This is a genomic window from Kitasatospora sp. NPDC015121 (assembly GCF_055562955.1).
Genome location: NZ_JBVHEH010000063.1, coordinates 1 through 15,417 on the forward strand (window position 1 = coordinate 1; position 15,417 = coordinate 15,417).

The 15,417-nt window shown below is 74.5% G+C and carries 11 protein-coding genes; 5 read left to right on the plus strand and 6 right to left on the minus strand.

Features of this window, described 5'->3' with window-relative positions:
* Positions 1-157 precede the first annotated feature (157 nt).
* Positions 158-1,636, minus strand: coding sequence for a glycoside hydrolase family 10 protein (locus tag ACZ3J7_RS39850; protein ID WP_465628286.1), 1,479 nt, complete (start codon positions 1,634-1,636; stop codon positions 158-160).
* A gap of 533 nt (positions 1,637-2,169) precedes the next feature.
* On the opposite strand from ACZ3J7_RS39850, the gene ACZ3J7_RS39855 reads away from it, so the two are divergent.
* A complete protein-coding gene (locus ACZ3J7_RS39855) occupies positions 2,170-3,510 on the plus strand; it encodes an extracellular catalytic domain type 1 short-chain-length polyhydroxyalkanoate depolymerase (protein ID WP_465628288.1) in 1,341 nt (446 codons plus the stop codon).
* A 165-nt stretch (positions 3,511-3,675) separates the two neighbouring features.
* Here ACZ3J7_RS39855 and ACZ3J7_RS39860 read toward each other — a convergent pair whose 3' ends face one another.
* The 3 genes from ACZ3J7_RS39860 to ACZ3J7_RS39870 form a co-directional block, all read right to left on the minus strand.
* Entirely contained in the window at positions 3,676-4,842 is a 1,167-nt protein-coding gene (locus ACZ3J7_RS39860; RefSeq protein ID WP_465628290.1) for an endo-1,4-beta-xylanase, read from the minus strand.
* Between the two features lie 320 nt (positions 4,843-5,162).
* Positions 5,163-7,646 carry a glycoside hydrolase family 9 protein gene (locus tag ACZ3J7_RS39865; RefSeq protein WP_465628292.1) on the minus strand — a complete coding sequence of 828 codons (2,484 nt, stop codon included), beginning with the start codon at positions 7,644-7,646 and terminating at the stop codon, positions 5,163-5,165.
* A gap of 1,021 nt (positions 7,647-8,667) precedes the next feature.
* Positions 8,668-9,363, minus strand: a complete 696-nt coding sequence (locus tag ACZ3J7_RS39870; protein WP_465628294.1) for a hypothetical protein — start codon at positions 9,361-9,363, stop codon at positions 8,668-8,670.
* A 111-nt stretch (positions 9,364-9,474) separates the two neighbouring features.
* Here ACZ3J7_RS39870 and ACZ3J7_RS39875 point away from each other — a divergent pair, with 111 nt between their 5' ends.
* The 3 genes from ACZ3J7_RS39875 to ACZ3J7_RS39885 all read left to right on the plus strand — a co-directional run bounded on the left by ACZ3J7_RS39875 (position 9,475) and on the right by ACZ3J7_RS39885 (position 10,798).
* Entirely contained in the window at positions 9,475-9,909 is a 435-nt protein-coding gene (locus tag ACZ3J7_RS39875; protein ID WP_465628296.1) for an Hsp20/alpha crystallin family protein, read from the plus strand.
* 81 nt (positions 9,910-9,990) lie between these two features.
* On the plus strand, positions 9,991-10,326 hold the full coding sequence (locus tag ACZ3J7_RS39880) for an STAS domain-containing protein (RefSeq protein ID WP_465628298.1): 336 nt from the start codon (positions 9,991-9,993) through the stop codon (positions 10,324-10,326).
* A 73-nt stretch (positions 10,327-10,399) separates the two neighbouring features.
* On the plus strand, positions 10,400-10,798 hold the full coding sequence (locus ACZ3J7_RS39885) for a DUF2267 domain-containing protein (protein ID WP_465628300.1): 399 nt from the start codon (positions 10,400-10,402) through the stop codon (positions 10,796-10,798).
* A gap of 59 nt (positions 10,799-10,857) precedes the next feature.
* Here the strand turns inward: ACZ3J7_RS39885 and ACZ3J7_RS39890 are convergent, their stop codons facing one another.
* Both ACZ3J7_RS39890 and ACZ3J7_RS39895 read right to left on the minus strand, forming a co-directional pair.
* Positions 10,858-11,889, minus strand: coding sequence for a LacI family DNA-binding transcriptional regulator (locus ACZ3J7_RS39890; protein WP_465628302.1), 1,032 nt, complete (start codon positions 11,887-11,889; stop codon positions 10,858-10,860).
* A 207-nt stretch (positions 11,890-12,096) separates the two neighbouring features.
* Entirely contained in the window at positions 12,097-13,644 is a 1,548-nt protein-coding gene (locus ACZ3J7_RS39895) for a non-reducing end alpha-L-arabinofuranosidase family hydrolase (protein ID WP_465628304.1), read from the minus strand.
* A 655-nt stretch (positions 13,645-14,299) separates the two neighbouring features.
* On the opposite strand from ACZ3J7_RS39895, the gene ACZ3J7_RS39900 reads away from it, so the two are divergent.
* Entirely contained in the window at positions 14,300-15,283 is a 984-nt protein-coding gene (locus ACZ3J7_RS39900) for an ABC transporter substrate-binding protein (protein WP_465628306.1), read from the plus strand.
* The last annotated feature ends 134 nt before the right edge of the window (positions 15,284-15,417 follow it).

Here is a 15,417-nt window from a genome sequence, read left to right on the forward strand (position 1 = left end):
CCCGGGCCGGGGGCGGGTGGGGGGGCGGCCCCGGGGCCCCCGGGGGGGGGGGGGGGGGGGGGGGCCGCCCGGCCGGGGGCGCCCCGGCGCCCCCGGCGCCGGGGCCGCCGTAACGGGCCGCGCCCGGTGCGGGAGCCGGAGCCGGGCGCGGCCCGGGTCACTTGAAGTTCCAGTGCTGGTTGGCGCCGCCGGTGGAGTCCCAGACCTGGACGGGGGAGCCGTTGCCGGTCTGGCCGCCGGGGATCTCCAGGGCGCGGCCGCTGGCGACGTTCAGCAGGGTGTAGGAGCCGTCGCCGTTGCGGCCGGCCCGCCAGTGCTGGTTGGCACCGCCGTTGGCGTCCCAGACCTGCATCCGGGTGCCGTTGCCGGTCTGGCCGCCCGGCTCGTCCAGCACCCGGCCGCTGGCGAGGTTGGTCAGGGTGTAGCTGCCGTCGCTGTTCTGGGTGGCCCGCCACTGCTGGTTGGCCGCGGTGCCGTTGGCGTCCCAGACCTGGAGCTGGGTGCCGTTGCCGTTCTGCCCGGCGGGCTCGTCCAGCACCCGCCCGGCCGCCACGTCGGTGAGCGTGTAGACGGTGCCGGAGACGATGCCCCCGCTGGGCGTGCCGCTGCCGCCGGCGTTGTTCAGCGCGGTGAGCACCGAGCCGTACGCGGCCTTCTTGTTGCCGTTGTTGTCGAACAGCAGCGCGTTCTCGCCGGTGCGCCAGGAGTCGCTGTCGCGGATGCCCCAGACCGTGATGCCGGTGCAGCGGGCGACGTCGAGGCAGGCCTGGACGGCGCCGGCGTACGCGCCGGAGGACGCCTGGGCGATGTCGAGCTCGGTGAGCTGGACGTCGACGCCGAGCGCGGCGAAGTTCGACAGCGTGGTGCGGAAGCTGGCGGGCGCGCCGCCGCTGCCGAAGTGGCTCTGGAAGCCGACGCAGTCGATGGGCACGCCGCGGGACTTGAAGTCCTTGACCATGGCGTAGACGCCCTGGGTCTTGGGGGACGACCAGTCCTCGATGCTGTAGTCGTTGTAGCAGAGCTTGGCGGCCGGGTCGACGTTCCGCGCGGTGCGGAACGCCTCCTCGATGAAGCCGTTGCCCAGCAGGTTCTGGAACACCGAGGGGCGGTGCCGGCCGCTGCCGTCGTCGGCGAAGGCCTCGTTGACCACGTCCCAGGCGTAGATCTTGCCCTTGTAGTGGGACATCTCCTGGGTGATGTGGTTGTTCATCACGCCGCGCAGGGTGGTGGCGTCGCCGATGGAGCCGACCCAATTGGGCAGTTGGGAGTGCCAGACCAGGGTGTGGCCGCGCATCCGCTGGCCGTGCGCGGCGGCGTGGTTGACGATCGAGTCGCCGGGGCCGAAGTTGAACGAGCCCCGGGAGGGCTCGACGGTGTCCCACTTCATCTCGTTCTCCGGGGTGATCATGTTGAACTCCCGGTCGAGGATGGTGGCGTACGTCGAGTCGCCGAGGCGGCCCGAGGCGACCGCGGTGCCGAAGTAGCGGTTGCTGCCGGTCGCCGCGGCGCCGAGCGTGGTCGCTCCGGCGGCCTGGGCGGTGGGGCCGGCGGTGAGCACCGTGACCAGGCCGAGCGCCGCGCAGGCGGCGGGAGTCAGGGCCGTGCGGAACCGGTTCTTCCGGTGGAGCCGTGGCATGACGGATCGTTCTCCTTGGGTGGGGGAGGAGAGTGCGCGCCGGGGAGGCCGAGTGCCTCCGGCCGGCGGTCGTGCGGGCCCGTGCCCCGGCCGGGCCGTTCCTGCCGGGCGGGGCACGTGGGGCGGGTGCGGGAGAGGCGGTCGGTCGAGGGGAAGGGTGGGCGCCGGACCCCCGATCATGCTGTTAGCGCTAACAATTTCGTCAGCCGGGATGAGCGCCTCTCCGCGGTCGCCCCGGTGAAATGTGTATCAGGCGTTACGGGTTGTCAAGACTGCGCGCAGCGATCGGTCCGGGCCGGTCTTCCCGCCCCGGCCGCGCCCCGTCCGGTGCCCGGCCTGCAACTTTCACCCCCGGCGGCGGGTCCCGCCGACCGGCGGAAGCCCAGGTGGGAGGCGGTGCCGGGGGTGGCCGGGCCGCTGCCCCCGGCCGGCGGCCGGCGACAGCCGGCGCCCGCGACGGGTAGCATCGACGCTCATCCGTGGTGGCGCCGGAACCTCCTCACGCCGTTGGCCCTCCCGACGGAAGAGGCTCCATGCCCCGCATCCACTCGTCCGTGTCCAGGCTGGTCGGCGTCCTCGCCGTACTGGCCCTCGCCCTCGGCCTCACCCTGCAGGCGGCGCCCCGCGCCGCCGCGGCCTCACTGGTCCAGGTCACCGGCTTCGGCGCCAACCCGACCGGCCTGCTCATGCACCTGTACGTGCCGGCCTCGGTCAAGCCCAACCCGCCGATCCTGCTCGCCCTGCACGGCTGCCAGGGCAACGGCCCCTACATGTACTCCAGCACCGACTTCGCCCAACTCGCCGACCGGTACGGCTTCCTGGTCGTCTACCCCTCCAGCAACCCGGCCGGCAGCTGCTGGGACGTCTCCTCCGACCAGGCGCTCACCCGGGGCGGCGGCAGCGACCCGGTCGGGCTGATGTCGATGATCACCTACACCGAGCAGCACTACGGCGGCAACGCCGACGCCGTGTACGTCACCGGCGAGTCCTCCGGCGGCATGATGACCAACGTGATGCTCGCCGACTACCCGGACGTCTTCAAGGCCGGCGCGGCGTTCATGGGCGTGCCCCACCACTGCTTCGCCACCGGCACGGTGCGCGCCTGGAACTCGGCCTGCGCGCAGGGCAGGGTCTCGATGACCGCCCAGCAGTGGGGCACCCTGGCGCGCGCCGCCCACCCCGGCTACACCGGCCCGCGCCCGCGGGTGCAGCTGTGGCACGGCACCGCCGACACCACCCTCAACGCCAACAACCTCGGCGAGGAGGTCAAGCAGTGGACCGACGTCCTCGGCGTGAGCCAGACGCCGTCGGCCGCCGACACCCCCGCCGCCAACTGGAACCGCACCCGCTACGCCGACGGCGCGGGCACCACCCGGGTCGAGGCGTACAGCATCGTCGGGGCCGGCCACGAACTGCCGGTCAAGGGCACCGCGATGGCCGCCGAAGCGGTCCGCTTCATGGGCCTGGACGCCGCCCCCGCCCCGGCCGCCGGCCCGCTGCGCGCGGTCGCCGCGGGCAAGTGCCTGACCGACCCGGCCACGGCGGCGGGTACCCAGCAACAGATCGCCGGCTGCACCGGCGCCGCCGCCCAGACCTGGACCCGCACCGCCGCCGACCAGCTGACCGTGACCGTCGGCGGCGCCACCCTGTGCCTGGACGCCAGTGCCAAGGGCACCGCCAACGGCACCAAGGTGATCGTCTGGTCCTGCAACGGCCAGCCCAACCAGCAGTGGCGGGTCAACGCGAACGGCACCGTCACCGGCGTGCAGTCGGGCCTCTGCCTGGACGTGGCCGGGCTGGGCACCGCCGACGGCACGCCCGTCCAGCTGTGGAGCTGCAGCGGCGGCACCAACCAGCAGTGGAAGCTGGGCTGACACCCGGCGCGCGGGCCGGCCGGGGCGACCCGGCCGGCCCCTTCCCGCCGCCGCGCGGGCGGCGCGGCGGCAGCGGGCCGGCCCGCAGGGGCTCCCCGTGGGGGTGGGCGCTCCTGCGGGCCGGCTGCTCGGGGCGGGCGCCCCCGCGGGCGCCCGGGGCGGGTGCTACTTCCTGCCGCCGTGGTGGCGGGCGTCGCCCGCGGCCAGGGCGAGGTCCTGCCGGAGCGCGTAGTAGGCGGGCTTCGGCTGCATGTCGACGTCGTAGAGCAGGCCGTAACCGGTGCCCGCGAAGGTGCCGGGGATCCACGAGTCGCCGTCGTACACGCCCCACGCGGTGAACGAGACGCACTGGTCGACGAGTTGGCAGGCCGTCAGCATCTGGGAGAACTCGTACGGCTGGGCGAAGGCGGCGAGCTGGCTGGTGGGTACCTGTTCGGTGGCGTTGTTGACGAAGGTGCGCACGTCCGCCTCGGTGACGGCGACCTTCAGGCCGAGGTCGGCGTAGGCCTGGAGGTCGGCCTGGAAGCGCTGCCCGTCGAAGCCGTACTGGGTGTCGAGGTGGCCCTGCTCGCCGATGCCGTCGACCGGCACGCCCTGGGCGACGAGCTCGGCGAAGAAGTCGTGCACGGCCTGGAACTTGGCGTTGCTGCCGTCCTGGCCGGCGATGTTGTAGTCGTTGTAGAAGAGCAGGGCCTTCGGGTCGGCCTGGTGGGCCCAGCGGAAGACGTCGGCGACGACGCCCTCGCCCAGGTTCTTGATCCAGAAGTCGTCGCCGTTGAGGCCGTTGGGCAGCGGGTTGGGGTCCCAGGAGTTGGCGAAGACCTCGTTGGCGACGTCCCACTGCCAGATCCTGCCGCGGAAGTGGGTGACCTCGTCGGTGACGTGCTTGCGCAGGATCTCGCGGAGCTGGTCCTTGGTGATGGTGCCGCCGTCCACGCCGGTGGTGAGCCAGGACGGCAGCTGGTTGTGCCACAGCAGCGTGTGGCCGCGGACCTGCTGGCCGTGCTCGCCGGCGAACCGGACCAGGCGGTCGGCGGCGGCCCAGTCGTAGCTGCCGCGGGTGGGCTCCACCGACTCCCACTTCATCGCGTTCTCCGGCGTCACGACCGAGAACTGGTCCGCGACGAGCGCGGTGTACGGCTGGTCGCTGCCCAGGTGGGCGTCGTCGACGGCGGTGCCGATGCCCAGCTTCTGCCGGTCGCCGAGGGCGCGCAGCGAGTCGGCGGCGGGGGCGGGCTTCTTCTCCGGGGCGGCGGCGGCGACCGCGGCCGGGACGAGCGGGAGGACGACGGCCGTCGCGGCCGCGGCCACGAGCGTACGGCGAAGCTTCACGAGGAACTCCTCGGAGTCATGGGAAGAGGAAGGGTTCGAAAGTTTCGGAATTGTTTCGAACAATCAAGAAGCTAGTCAGCCGAATCCGCTCCAGTCAATGGGCATGCAGCGGCCGAAAGTTGGCCAGGCACCGCTGAACTGACCTGGCCAGTGGCTACGCACGATCGGCTGAAGTTTCTGCCTGATTTCCGTAAGTTTCCATTGACGTCGCGCGCGGCCGCCGCCTAGTGTCCACCTCGGCCCGCCGCGGAAAAGGGTCTGCCCGCCGCACCGTGCCGGTGCGGCGGGCAGACGGCCGGGCGCTGCCCGGACGCGGTCGGTCAGGCGCAGACGGCCCCGTTCACGGTGAACCGGGCCGGCGCCGCGTTGGCGCCGGAGTACGTCGCCTGGAACCCGAAGCTCGCGCTCGCGCCGGGCGCCAGGGTGCCGTTCCAGCCGGCGTCCCGCGCGGTCACGCCGCCGCCGGACTGGGAGACCGTCGCGTTCCAGGCGTTGGTGATCCGCTGGTCACCGCCGAAGCTCCAGCCGAGCGTCCAGCCGGCCAGGGTCGAGGCGCCGGTGTTCTTCACCGTCACCGTCGCGGTGAATCCGTTGCTCCAGGAGCTGTCCACCTTGTACGCCACCGCGCAGGACGCCGCGGGCGCGCTGTCGTCGTCCGCCTCGGTGGCCGTGAAGGTCGCCGACTGGACGCCGGAGCCGCCGGCCGTGAACAGCGCGCTGCCCGCCGCGGTGTCCGCGTCCTGCGCCGCGGACAGCGGAACCTGCTGCGCGGTGGCCCAGTTGGCGGGGGTGAAGACCAGCGCGGTGGTGGCCGCCGACAGGTCGGTGTCGCCCGAGGTGCGAGCGACCGTCACCGTCACGTTCTGGGCGGGCGCGGCCGAGAGCCGCACCGCCACCGACGCCGAGCCGCCCTCGGGGACGGTCACCGCCGCCGGGGTCACCTGCACCGCGGGCAGCGCCGGGGCCGCGCGCCGCTCGGCGGCGAACGAGGCCAGCCAGGCCAGCGAGGCGTTCCAGTTGATCGCCACCTCGTTGGTCGAGTACGAGCCGATGTCGTCGACGTAGCAGGCCGCCGGGGCGCAGCCCGTCAACTGGGCTTCGGCGACCGGGTCCTGGAGGCCGGAGTTCGGGCCGCCCGCGAAGGAGCCGGCCGGCGGGTGCGGGAGCGAGGCGTCGTTCTGGTGCGCCCAGAAGCGGTGGTGCTCGTTCTCCGAGGCGCGCTCGCCGTAGCCGCTCACGTAGGAACGGTCCAGGGCGTTGCGGCCCAGCAGGTAGTCCATCGTCTCCAGCGCGCCGGTGCGGTAGCGGGCGGTGCCGGTCAGCTCGTAGGCGACGGCCAGCACCATCGCGTTGTTGGCGACCGAGCTGTTGGAGCCCCACACGTAGCCGTCGGGGGCGAGCGGCACCGCGTAGCCCTGGCCGCCCATGGTGGACAGGTAGCCGTCGGCGGCCGTGGTCAGCAGGCCGCGCAGCCGGGTCACGTCGTCGGCGGGCAGCGCCACGCCGGGCACGGTGGCCAGGGTGATCCGGCCGAGCGTCGCGGTGCCGCCCCACCAGAAGGCGTCCACCGGCTTGGTGTGCAGCGGCGAGGAGGTGACGGCGTCCCGGTACTGCGACTCGCCGGTGGTGGCGAGGAGTTCGGCCGCCGCCCAGTAGAACTCGTCCGAGACGTCGGCGTCCTCGTAGGCGCCGCCGCCGGTGCTGTCGGTGGCCGGGGCGAGCACGTTCGGGTTGGCCCTGGCCGCCGTCCAGGCGCGGCGGGCCGCGTCCAGGCAGCGGGCGGCGAAGGCGGCGTCGTACGGTGCGTAGACCCGGGCGCACTGGGCCGCGGTGGCGGCCAGGTTGAGCGTGGCGGCGGTGGACGGCCTGTGCAGCTCGCGCTGCTGGTCGTCGAGTTCGGGGCGGGTCGGCAGGCCGGTCCACTGCGCGTCGTGGATCTTGTGGAAGGCCATCCCGGCCAGCGGCTTGCCGTCCGGGACCTGCATCCGCAGCAGGAAGTCCAGCTCCCAGCGGGCCTCGTCCAGCACGTCCGGCACCCCGTTGCCGCGCTCGGGCACCCGCAGCGTGGAGTCGCCGAGGGCCGCGTCGCCGCCCGAACGGCGGGCCCGCTCGAAGGAGTTGACCAGCTCCCAGGTCGCGATGCCGCCGTTGACCACGTACTTGCCCTGGTCGCCGGCGTCGTACCAGCCGCCCCGGACGTCCAGCCGGTAGTCGCACACCCCGCTCTGGCACGGCACGCTGGTGTCGCCCTTGTTCGGCGCCACCCCCAGGTGCCCGGCCGGGCGGGCGTACGCGCCGCCGCCCGCGAGGGCCGCGTCGATCGCGATGCCGCTGCGCTGCTGGTAGAAGAAGTTCAGGCTGTCGGCGCGCAGCCCGTCGTACAGCGCGGCCGAGATGTCGAACGGGTGGCTGGCCTGCCCGCCGACGACCAGGGTGAAGCCGCTGCCGGTGCCGGTGTACGCGCCGAAGTCCACCAGGTGGGTGGACTGGCCGGAAGCCTGGTCGGCGCCGTGCACGGTGGTGGTGCCGGCCGCGACCTGCGCACCGGCGGAGTCGCGCAGCTGCCAGGCGAGCGGGGCGGTCGCCGAGCTGACCACGGTGGCCCGCTTGGGGCCGTCCGGGAGGTAGCCGACCTGGTTGACCCGGACGGGGAAGTCGGCGGCCGTACCGGCGGTGGCGGCACCGGCGGCGGCCGGGGCGAGCGCGGTGGCGGTGGCGGTGAGGCCGCCGGCGGCCAGGGCCAGGCCGGTCAGCAGGGCGGCCGCGCGCCGGGGCAGCCCGCGGCCGGAGGGGATCGGAGGCACGGGTGGGAGCCTTCCTGTGGTGGGGGAGGGGGACGCGTGGTGGGAGCCCGCAAATGTGGGAGCGCTCCCATCCGCCCCAATGAAGCCAGCCGGGCGGGCGGCGCGTCAAGAGGTGGTCAAAGGAAAGGAGTTGACGCGCGCTCAGGGCCGGACGGACCCGGGCGGTCGGTGCCCCCGGCCCGCCGGACCCGGTCCGTGCTGGTCACGCCCGCCGCGCCCGCCCCTGTGCGGACGCGCTCCGGCGCCCCGCGGTCGCGCCCATGACTCCCCCGACCCCGGCCCCCGACGCCGCCGGTCGGCTGCTGTCCGTGCCGGCCGCCTTCGACCGGGCCGCGCCCGCCCCGGCCCCCACCGGGATCAGCCGCCGCGCCGGGCTGCCGCCGCCCACCGCGCACCGCCCGCTGTCCGAGCCCGCCGCCCGGGGCGCGCTGGAGCGCGACGCCGACGGCGTCCACCACGTCGGCCCGCGCCTGTTCGCGCTCGGCACGCTCGCCCCGCGCGGACCGGTGCCGCGCGAGGCGGCCCCGCCGTTCCTGGGGGACCCCCGCGAGGCGGCCCGGGAGAATGTCCGGCCCGCCCGTCCGGGAGGGCGGCGACGCGGTCCAGGTGAAACGCCCGGCCGGCTGCTCCACCGCCACCTCGCTCGGCGTCCCGGTGCCGTCCCTCCACGCCACCTCCGACCAGCTGGTCCCGGTCGCACAGGTGAACGCCTGCGCGCCGCGCGGATCCGGGCGGTCGGCCGGGGCGAACTGCTCCGGCAGGCGTTCACTGCCCGGCAGGGGCACCGCAACTTCACCACCGCCGAGATCGTCGCGGGCCCGCACGCCCCGGAGCAGCGGCGCGTCACCGGCTCCCGGGGCACCGCCACCGCTCCCGCCGCCCATCAGCAGAGCCGCGCCGTCGCGCTCGACCCGGGCGGCGCGGCCTTCACCGACTGGACGCCCGCCCCGCTGAGCCGAAGCCTCCGCCCGCCCGCCCGCCCGTCGGCCCACCGGCCCACCGGCCGGCGGACCGGTGGCGTTCAGGCGCGGCGGCGGTCGCTGGCGGCGCGGAGGTGGCCGGTGCGGTGGGCGAGGTCGTCGAGGCGGGCGGCCAGCTCCGCCTGGTCGCGGCCCAGGTGCGGGCGCAGATCGGTGAGCGGGGCGAGCAGGTCGGCCGCGTCGGCCGTCCCGAGGGCGGCGGTGAGGCTCTCCTGGGCCGGGCGGGCGTCCGGACCGAGCCCGGCGGCGCTGAGCTGGGCGGCCAGGACCCGCAGCTCGGCGGCGTGGTCCCGGGCCCAGGCGGAGACGGCCCGGGCGGCGGCCCGGTGGTCGCGCACCGCCTTGACGCGCTCCGCGCCCGTGCCCGCGCCGCCCTCCCCGGCGCGGCGCAGCCGCAGGTAGCGGTTCTCGGCGGCCTGGCGGCTGGCCACCCCCATCGGGTGGGCGAGGTCGGCCCAGGTGGCCCCGTCCGCGCGGGCGCTCTCCACCAGCCCCGCCTCCCAGCCGGCGAGCCGGGCCCGCAGTTCGCGCAGCAGCAGCAGGGCGGCCAGGGCCGGGGCCGGGCCGTCCCCCTGCTCCGGTGGCTCCCGCCGCTCCCGGGGCCCGGGCGCGGCGGCGCGGTGGACGGCTTCCTCGATGGCGGCCAGGGCCGCGACGGCGGCGAGCGGCGAGACCGGCCCACCGGCCTCGCCGGCCTCGCCGAGGGGGGTGTCGGGCGGTGTCGGCTTCTCACTCATGACGTCATCCTAACGATGACGTTTCCCCTTTGTCATCGGATGGACGACGTGCTACAATGGTTCCAGGTGATGTGCACCGGCACCCTTTGATCCCACAGGAGGTGTTTCGCGATGCTGCTGCGCACCGACCCGTTCCGCGAACTCGACCGTCTCACCCAGCAGTTCACGGGTGCGAACGGCACCTGGTCGCGTCCGGCCCCGATGCCGCTGGACGCCTACCGGGCCGGCGACGAGTACGTGATCCACTTCGACCTTCCGGGAGTGGACCCGGACGCGATCGACGTCGACGTCGAACGGAACATGCTGACCGTCAAGGCCGAGCGGCGCCCCCACCCGCAGACCGAGGACGTCAAGTGGGAGCTCACGGAGCGCCCCCTGGGCGTCTTCTCGCGCCAGGTGATGCTCTCCGACACCCTCGACCCCGAGGGCATCACGGCGGACTACGACCAGGGTGTGCTGACGCTCCGCATCCCGGTCGCGGAGAAGGCCAAGCCCCGCAAGGTCGCCGTCGGCCACAGCGGCACCCGCAGGCAGATCCGCGCCTGAACCCCCGCCCGGCCCCGCGGCGCGCGCCGCGGGGCCGGGCGGCCGACCGAACGAACAGCGAGCGGTGCCATGGTGAAACGAGTGGTGACTCCCCTCCTGGTGCGGGCCCGCGGCGAGATCGACGCCGACACCGCCCCCCGCCTGCGCCGCCAACTCCGCCGAGGGCTGGCCGCGCACCCCGACGTGGTGCTCGACCTCTCGGACGTGACGTTCATGGACTGCGCGGGACTGCGCGTCCTCGTCGAGGCCAGAGGGCTCTGCGACCGGACGGGCGGACGCCTGCGCCTGCGCGGCGTCGGCGCCCCCGTCGCCCGGCTGCTCCGCCTCACCGGACTGGAGACCCTCGCGGACCCGGCCCCGACCCGCCCGCCGATCCCCCGGCACCGGCCCTCCCACGCGAAGCGGCAGCCCGCCTGACCCCCGCGCCTACCCCACCCGCAACCCGCCGCCGCGCCCGCCGAGCGACGGCCCTCCCAGGAAGGCACCACCGATGACCCGGCACCGCCGCCTCGTCCAGCAGGTCCGCGCCACCGGCCGCTACGCCACCGACCAGGAGGCCGAGCGCGTCCTGACCGCGGTCCTGACCCAGCTCGGCGCCCAGCTCGACGGCGACGAGCGCTGCGCCCTGGCCGCCGTCCTGCCCGCCTCGCTGCGCCGGGTGTTCGCCGAGCAGATCCCGCTGCCCGCGCCCGTCGGCGCCCCAGCCTTCGTGGAGGCGCTCGCCCGCTCCCTCGCCACCAGCCTCGCCGCCGCCCGCTGGGACGCCTCCTCGGTGCTGACCGCGCTGGCCGACCTGGCCGGCCCCGGCTTCGCCGACCGGCTGCTGGCCCGGCTGCCGCGCGGCTACGCCCTGCTGTTCGGCCGCGCCGACCTGGCCGCCGCGGCCTGAGCTGCCTGAGCGGCCTGTCCGACCCGCCCGGCGCGCGTCGCGTCCGGCGGGAGGAGGGCTCAGGCGCGCCGCGCCGGGCCCGCGCTGCGGCGCAGGACCAGCTCGGGGGCGATCTGCACCCGGGTGACCGGGTGGCCGGCGCCGCCGAGTTCGGCCACCAGCAGTTCCAGGGCGCGGCGGCCCAGTTCGCCGAAGTCCTGCCGGACGGTGGTGAGCGGCGGGATGAAGTAGGCGGCCTCGGGGATGTCGTCGAAGCCGACCACGCTGATGCCGCCCGGCACCGAGCGGCCGGCCTCGTGCAGGGCGCGGAGCAGCCCCAGGGCCATGTGGTCGTTGGCGCAGAAGACGGCGGTGACGTCGGTCAGCCGGGCGATCCGCTGCCCCGCCTCGTAGCCGGACCGGGCGCTCCAGTCGCCGACCGCCACGGCCGGCACCGGGGCGCCGGCGGCCTTCAGGGCCAGCCGCCAGCCCTCCTGCCGGTCCTGGCTCTCCAGCCAGCCGGGCGGGCCCGCCAGGTGGTGGACGGTGCGGTGACCGAGGTCGAGCAGCTGCCGGGTGGCGGCCTCCGCGCCCGAGCGGTTGTCGACGGTGACCGTCGGGATGCTGGAGCGGGCGCCCGAGCCGACCGCCACCACCGGCACCGAACTGGAGAGCTTGGCGACGGCGCTGACGGCCGAGGTCTGCGGCGCGACCACCACGACCCCTTCGACGCCCTGGTCGCGCAGCCGGTCGACGGCCTCCTGGACGGAGCGGCTGTCCAGCGAGCGCAGGCTGGCGACGCTGACGAAGTACCCGGCGCTGCGGGCGGCCCGTTCGATGCCGTCCAGCATCGAGGCGGGCCCGTACAGGGTGGACTCGAAGCTGACCACGCCGAGGGTCTGCGAGCGGCGGGTGACCAGGGCCCGGGCCGCCGAGTTGGGCCGGTAGTCGAGCTCCCGGATGGCGGCGAGCACCCGGTCCCGGGTGCCGGGGCGGACGTGCGGGGCGCCGTTGAGGACCCGTGACACCGTCTGGTGGGACACCCCGGCCAGTTTCGCGACGTCCGCCATCACGGGCTGCCGCGCCTCCGGGTTGGCCGTTTCGGTCCCCAACGTCTTCCACTCCTCACCGACCGCGAAGGCACACCGGACGCGGCCGGTCCGCCCCGTGCGGTGCGGGGGGAGCGGGGGTGGCGTCACGCGCCGGTGTTCCAGAAGGGTACCCGTTCCGTTTGTTCACGCTAACAATCGGGGGGCGGGCTGCTGCCCGGTGGGGGCCGGGGCGCCCGGGCGGGTGCCCCGGCCCCCACCGGGCGGGGTTCAGCAGGTGCTGTTGGTCTGCGTCAACAGGCCCATCCGGTAGGGGAGTTTCAGGTAGTCGCCGGTGGCGGCCGGGTCCAGCCCCTGGTAGACGTACTGGAGGTGGCACGGGTTGACGGTCAGGGTCTGGTCGTTGCCGGCCCGGACCATCTCGCCGTGGCTGATGTCCTGGGTCCACGCGCCGCCGGGGAAGGTGACGTTGGCGCGCCCGGCGAACGGCTCGGCCTCGGTGGAGGCGAGCGGGGTCCAGGTGCCGGTGAGGCTCGGGGCGGTCCAGGAGCGGAAGTAGCGGCGGCCGGTGGAGCCGATCGCCTCGACGACCATCAGGTACTGGTCACGGCCCTGGATCCGGTACACGTTGGAGGCCTCGAAGAGGTTGTCGGGGGCGTCCGACAGGATCAGCTGCGTGTCGCCGAAGCCGTTGGGGAAGTTCGCCAGCGTGGTCCGGGCCCGGTACATGTGGCCGTTGTCGTCGGCGAAGAACAGGTAGCAGTCGGTGCTGTCGCAGATCGTCCAGAAGTCGATCCAGGTGCCCTTGCCCTTGTTCTGGGTCACGACGGCCGGCTCGCTGCCGAGGAAGGTCCGCGGCGCCGACCAGCCGGCCGGGTTGCTCGGGTCGGTGCTGGTCGAGTAGGTCGGCGGGCCGGTCTGGTAGACCATGTACCAGAGGTTCCGCGGGGCGAAGTAGAAGACCTGCGGGGCGGCCCGGTAGCCCTTGCCGACCGGGGTGGTGTCCAGGTAGACGGGGGTCGCGGCGGCGGCCTGGGACCAGTCGGAGAAGCTGAACTGCTCCAGGCTCCAGCCGGCCGTCCCGCTCGCGGTGGTCGCGTACACGATCCACCTGTCGTTGTACCGGATGACCGAGAAGTCCTTGATCGCCGCGACGTCGGTGTGGGCGGCGTCGGGCTTCGGGCCGGCCAGCACCCCGCTGGAGCTCCACCGGAAGGTGGAGGGGAGGGAGCCCGTCCCGGCGGGGGCGTCGGTGACCGGAACCAGCTGCCACTGCTGGTTGGCGCCGCCCCAGTCGGTGTACTGGACGACCTTGCCGCCGTCGGCGGTGGACGCGCCCTGGACCTCCAGCGCCTTGCCGCTGTTGCGGTTCAGCAGCCGGACGTAGCCGTCGGCCGAGTCGGCGAGCCTGAACTGCTGGTTGGCGGCGTTCAGGTCGCTCCACTGGACGAAGTCGGCGCCGTCGGCGGTCGACCAGTTGTAGCCGTCCAGCACCTTGCCGGAGTTGCGGTTCTGCAGCCGGAACCAGCCGCCGCCGGAGTCCAGGAAGCGCCACTGCTGGGCCTGGTTGCCGGAGCGGGTCCACTGCACGACCGGGGAGCCGTTGGCGGTGGCGAAGTCGTAGTCGTCCAGGGCCTTGCCGCTGTTGTGGTTCACCAGCACGTACCACTTGGCCGTGTCCACGGTCGCGGCCCGGGCGCCGCCGCCGTCCACGACGGTCAGGAAGCAGGCCAGGAGGACCGCCGACAGGACCGCGGCCGGCCGCGACAGCCGGCCTCGCCCGTGCGGGGCCCGGCGGGCCCCACTGCGAGCATTCATGTGCACCTTCTCAAGGGGGTGGGGTGGGTCGGGGCCGGGGGGGGGGGGGGCCCCCGCCGCGCGGGGGGGGGCGGCCCGGGCCCCGGGCGGGGGGGGCGGCCCCCCCCCGGGGGGGGGGGGGGGGGGGGGGGGGCCCCCGGCCGACCTCGGCCCCGGGGCCGCGGCGGATTGCGGCCCGGGCCTCGGTCGGCGTGAGCCGGCCCCGGGCGGGGGAGCCGGGGGGTGTCTGTTAGCGCTCACAACAAGGGGGGATCCGGCCCGTGGCACGGAGAAAAGCACTGGTGAGGAGGGGGTGTCAAGGACGGGCGCACCCGGTCGCCGCGGGGTGCGGGCGGCCTGCGCCGGCCGGGTGCGGGCGGGTGGGGCGGCACTCGCCCGTCCCGAGCTGCGGAAACGGGGTCCGCCGCCGCTCCGGGGCGGGGCGGGGGCCGGTCAAGATTGGGTAACGGGCGGTGACTTGGCTTGTCGGCAGTGAATGTGAGCGCTAACAATCTCCCTCAAGCGAAACGGCGCCGCCACACCGAGTTCACACGGACGAGATGGTGTGCGCCTCTCCCCGGTCGCGCCCTGCCCCGGTCGTCTCGCTCCTCACCCCCGTGAACGCCGGTCGGCCCCGCCGTCCGTGCGATCGACGATCCCGAGAGGAATTCCCCACATGTCCAAGAGAGCTGCGGCGGCCCTGGTCGCCGGCGCGATGGTCGCCGTCCTCACCGCCTGCGGTTCCGGCGGCGGCTCAGGCTCCGCCGACAAGGGTTCCGGCCACAAGCTCGTCGTGGGCTTCTCCCAGGTCGGCGCCGAGAGCGGCTGGCGCACCGCCAACACCAAGTCGGTCCAGGACGCGGCGAAGAAGGCCGGCATCGAGCTGAAGTTCTCCGACGCGCAGCAGAAGCAGGAGAACCAGATCAAGGCGATCCGCTCGTTCATCCAGCAGAAGGTCGACGTGATCGCCTTCTCGCCGGTGGTCGAGTCGGGCTGGGACACCGTCCTGAAGGAGGCCAAGGACGCGCACATCCCGGTCATCCTGACCGACCGCGCGGTGGACTCCAAGGACGAGTCGCTGTACGCCTCCTTCCTCGGCTCGGACTTCGTCGAGGAGGGCAAGAAGGCCGGCGACTGGCTGGTCAAGGAGTACGCGGCCGCCTCCGGCGAGGTGAACATCGTCCAGCTGGAGGGCACCACCGGCTCCGCGCCCGCCAACGACCGCAAGTCCGGCTTCGCGGACGCCATCAAGGGCGAGTCGAAGTTCAAGGTGGTCGCCTCGCAGACCGGCGACTTCACCCGCGCCAAGGGCAAGGAGGTCATGCAGGCCTTCCTGAAGTCCCAGCCGAAGATCGACGTGCTGTACGCGCACAACGACGACATGGCGCTCGGCGCGATCCAGGCGATCGAGGAGGCCGGCAAGAAGCCCGGCACCGACATCAAGATCGTCTCGGTGGACGGCGTCAAGGACGCCTTCACCGCGATGAGCCAGGGCAAGATCAACTACGACGTCGAGTGCAACCCGCTGCTCGGCGACCAGTTGATGGAGCTGGTGAAGAAGGTCAAGGCCGGTGAGAGCGTGCCGCGCCGGATCAAGACCGAGGAGGGCACCTTCACCCCCGAGCAGGCCACCGCGGCCCTGCCCAACCGCCAGTACTGACCCACCCCGCCGTGGGGGGGGGGGGGCCCGCGCCCCCCCCCCCCCCCCCCGGGGGGGGGGGGGGGGGGGGGGGGGGGGGGGGGGCGGGGCCGGGCGCCCCCCGGGGGGGGGGCGGCGCCGCCCGGCGGGCGGGC

Excerpts from the sequence above, each read along its gene's own strand:
- ACZ3J7_RS39875 (WP_465628296.1), top strand. The coding sequence starts at position 9,475 with ATGCTGCTGCGCACCGACCCGTTCCGCGAACTCGACCGTCTCACCCAG.
- ACZ3J7_RS39870 (WP_465628294.1), bottom strand. The coding sequence starts at position 9,363 with ATGAGTGAGAAGCCGACACCGCCCGACACCCCCCTCGGCGAGGCCGGC.
- ACZ3J7_RS39855 (WP_465628288.1), top strand. The coding sequence starts at position 2,170 with ATGCCCCGCATCCACTCGTCCGTGTCCAGGCTGGTCGGCGTCCTCGCC.
- ACZ3J7_RS39900 (WP_465628306.1), top strand. The coding sequence starts at position 14,300 with ATGTCCAAGAGAGCTGCGGCGGCCCTGGTCGCCGGCGCGATGGTCGCC.
- ACZ3J7_RS39895 (WP_465628304.1), bottom strand. The coding sequence starts at position 13,644 with ATGAATGCTCGCAGTGGGGCCCGCCGGGCCCCGCACGGGCGAGGCCGG.
- ACZ3J7_RS39850 (WP_465628286.1), bottom strand. The coding sequence starts at position 1,636 with ATGCCACGGCTCCACCGGAAGAACCGGTTCCGCACGGCCCTGACTCCC.
- ACZ3J7_RS39885 (WP_465628300.1), top strand. The coding sequence starts at position 10,400 with ATGACCCGGCACCGCCGCCTCGTCCAGCAGGTCCGCGCCACCGGCCGC.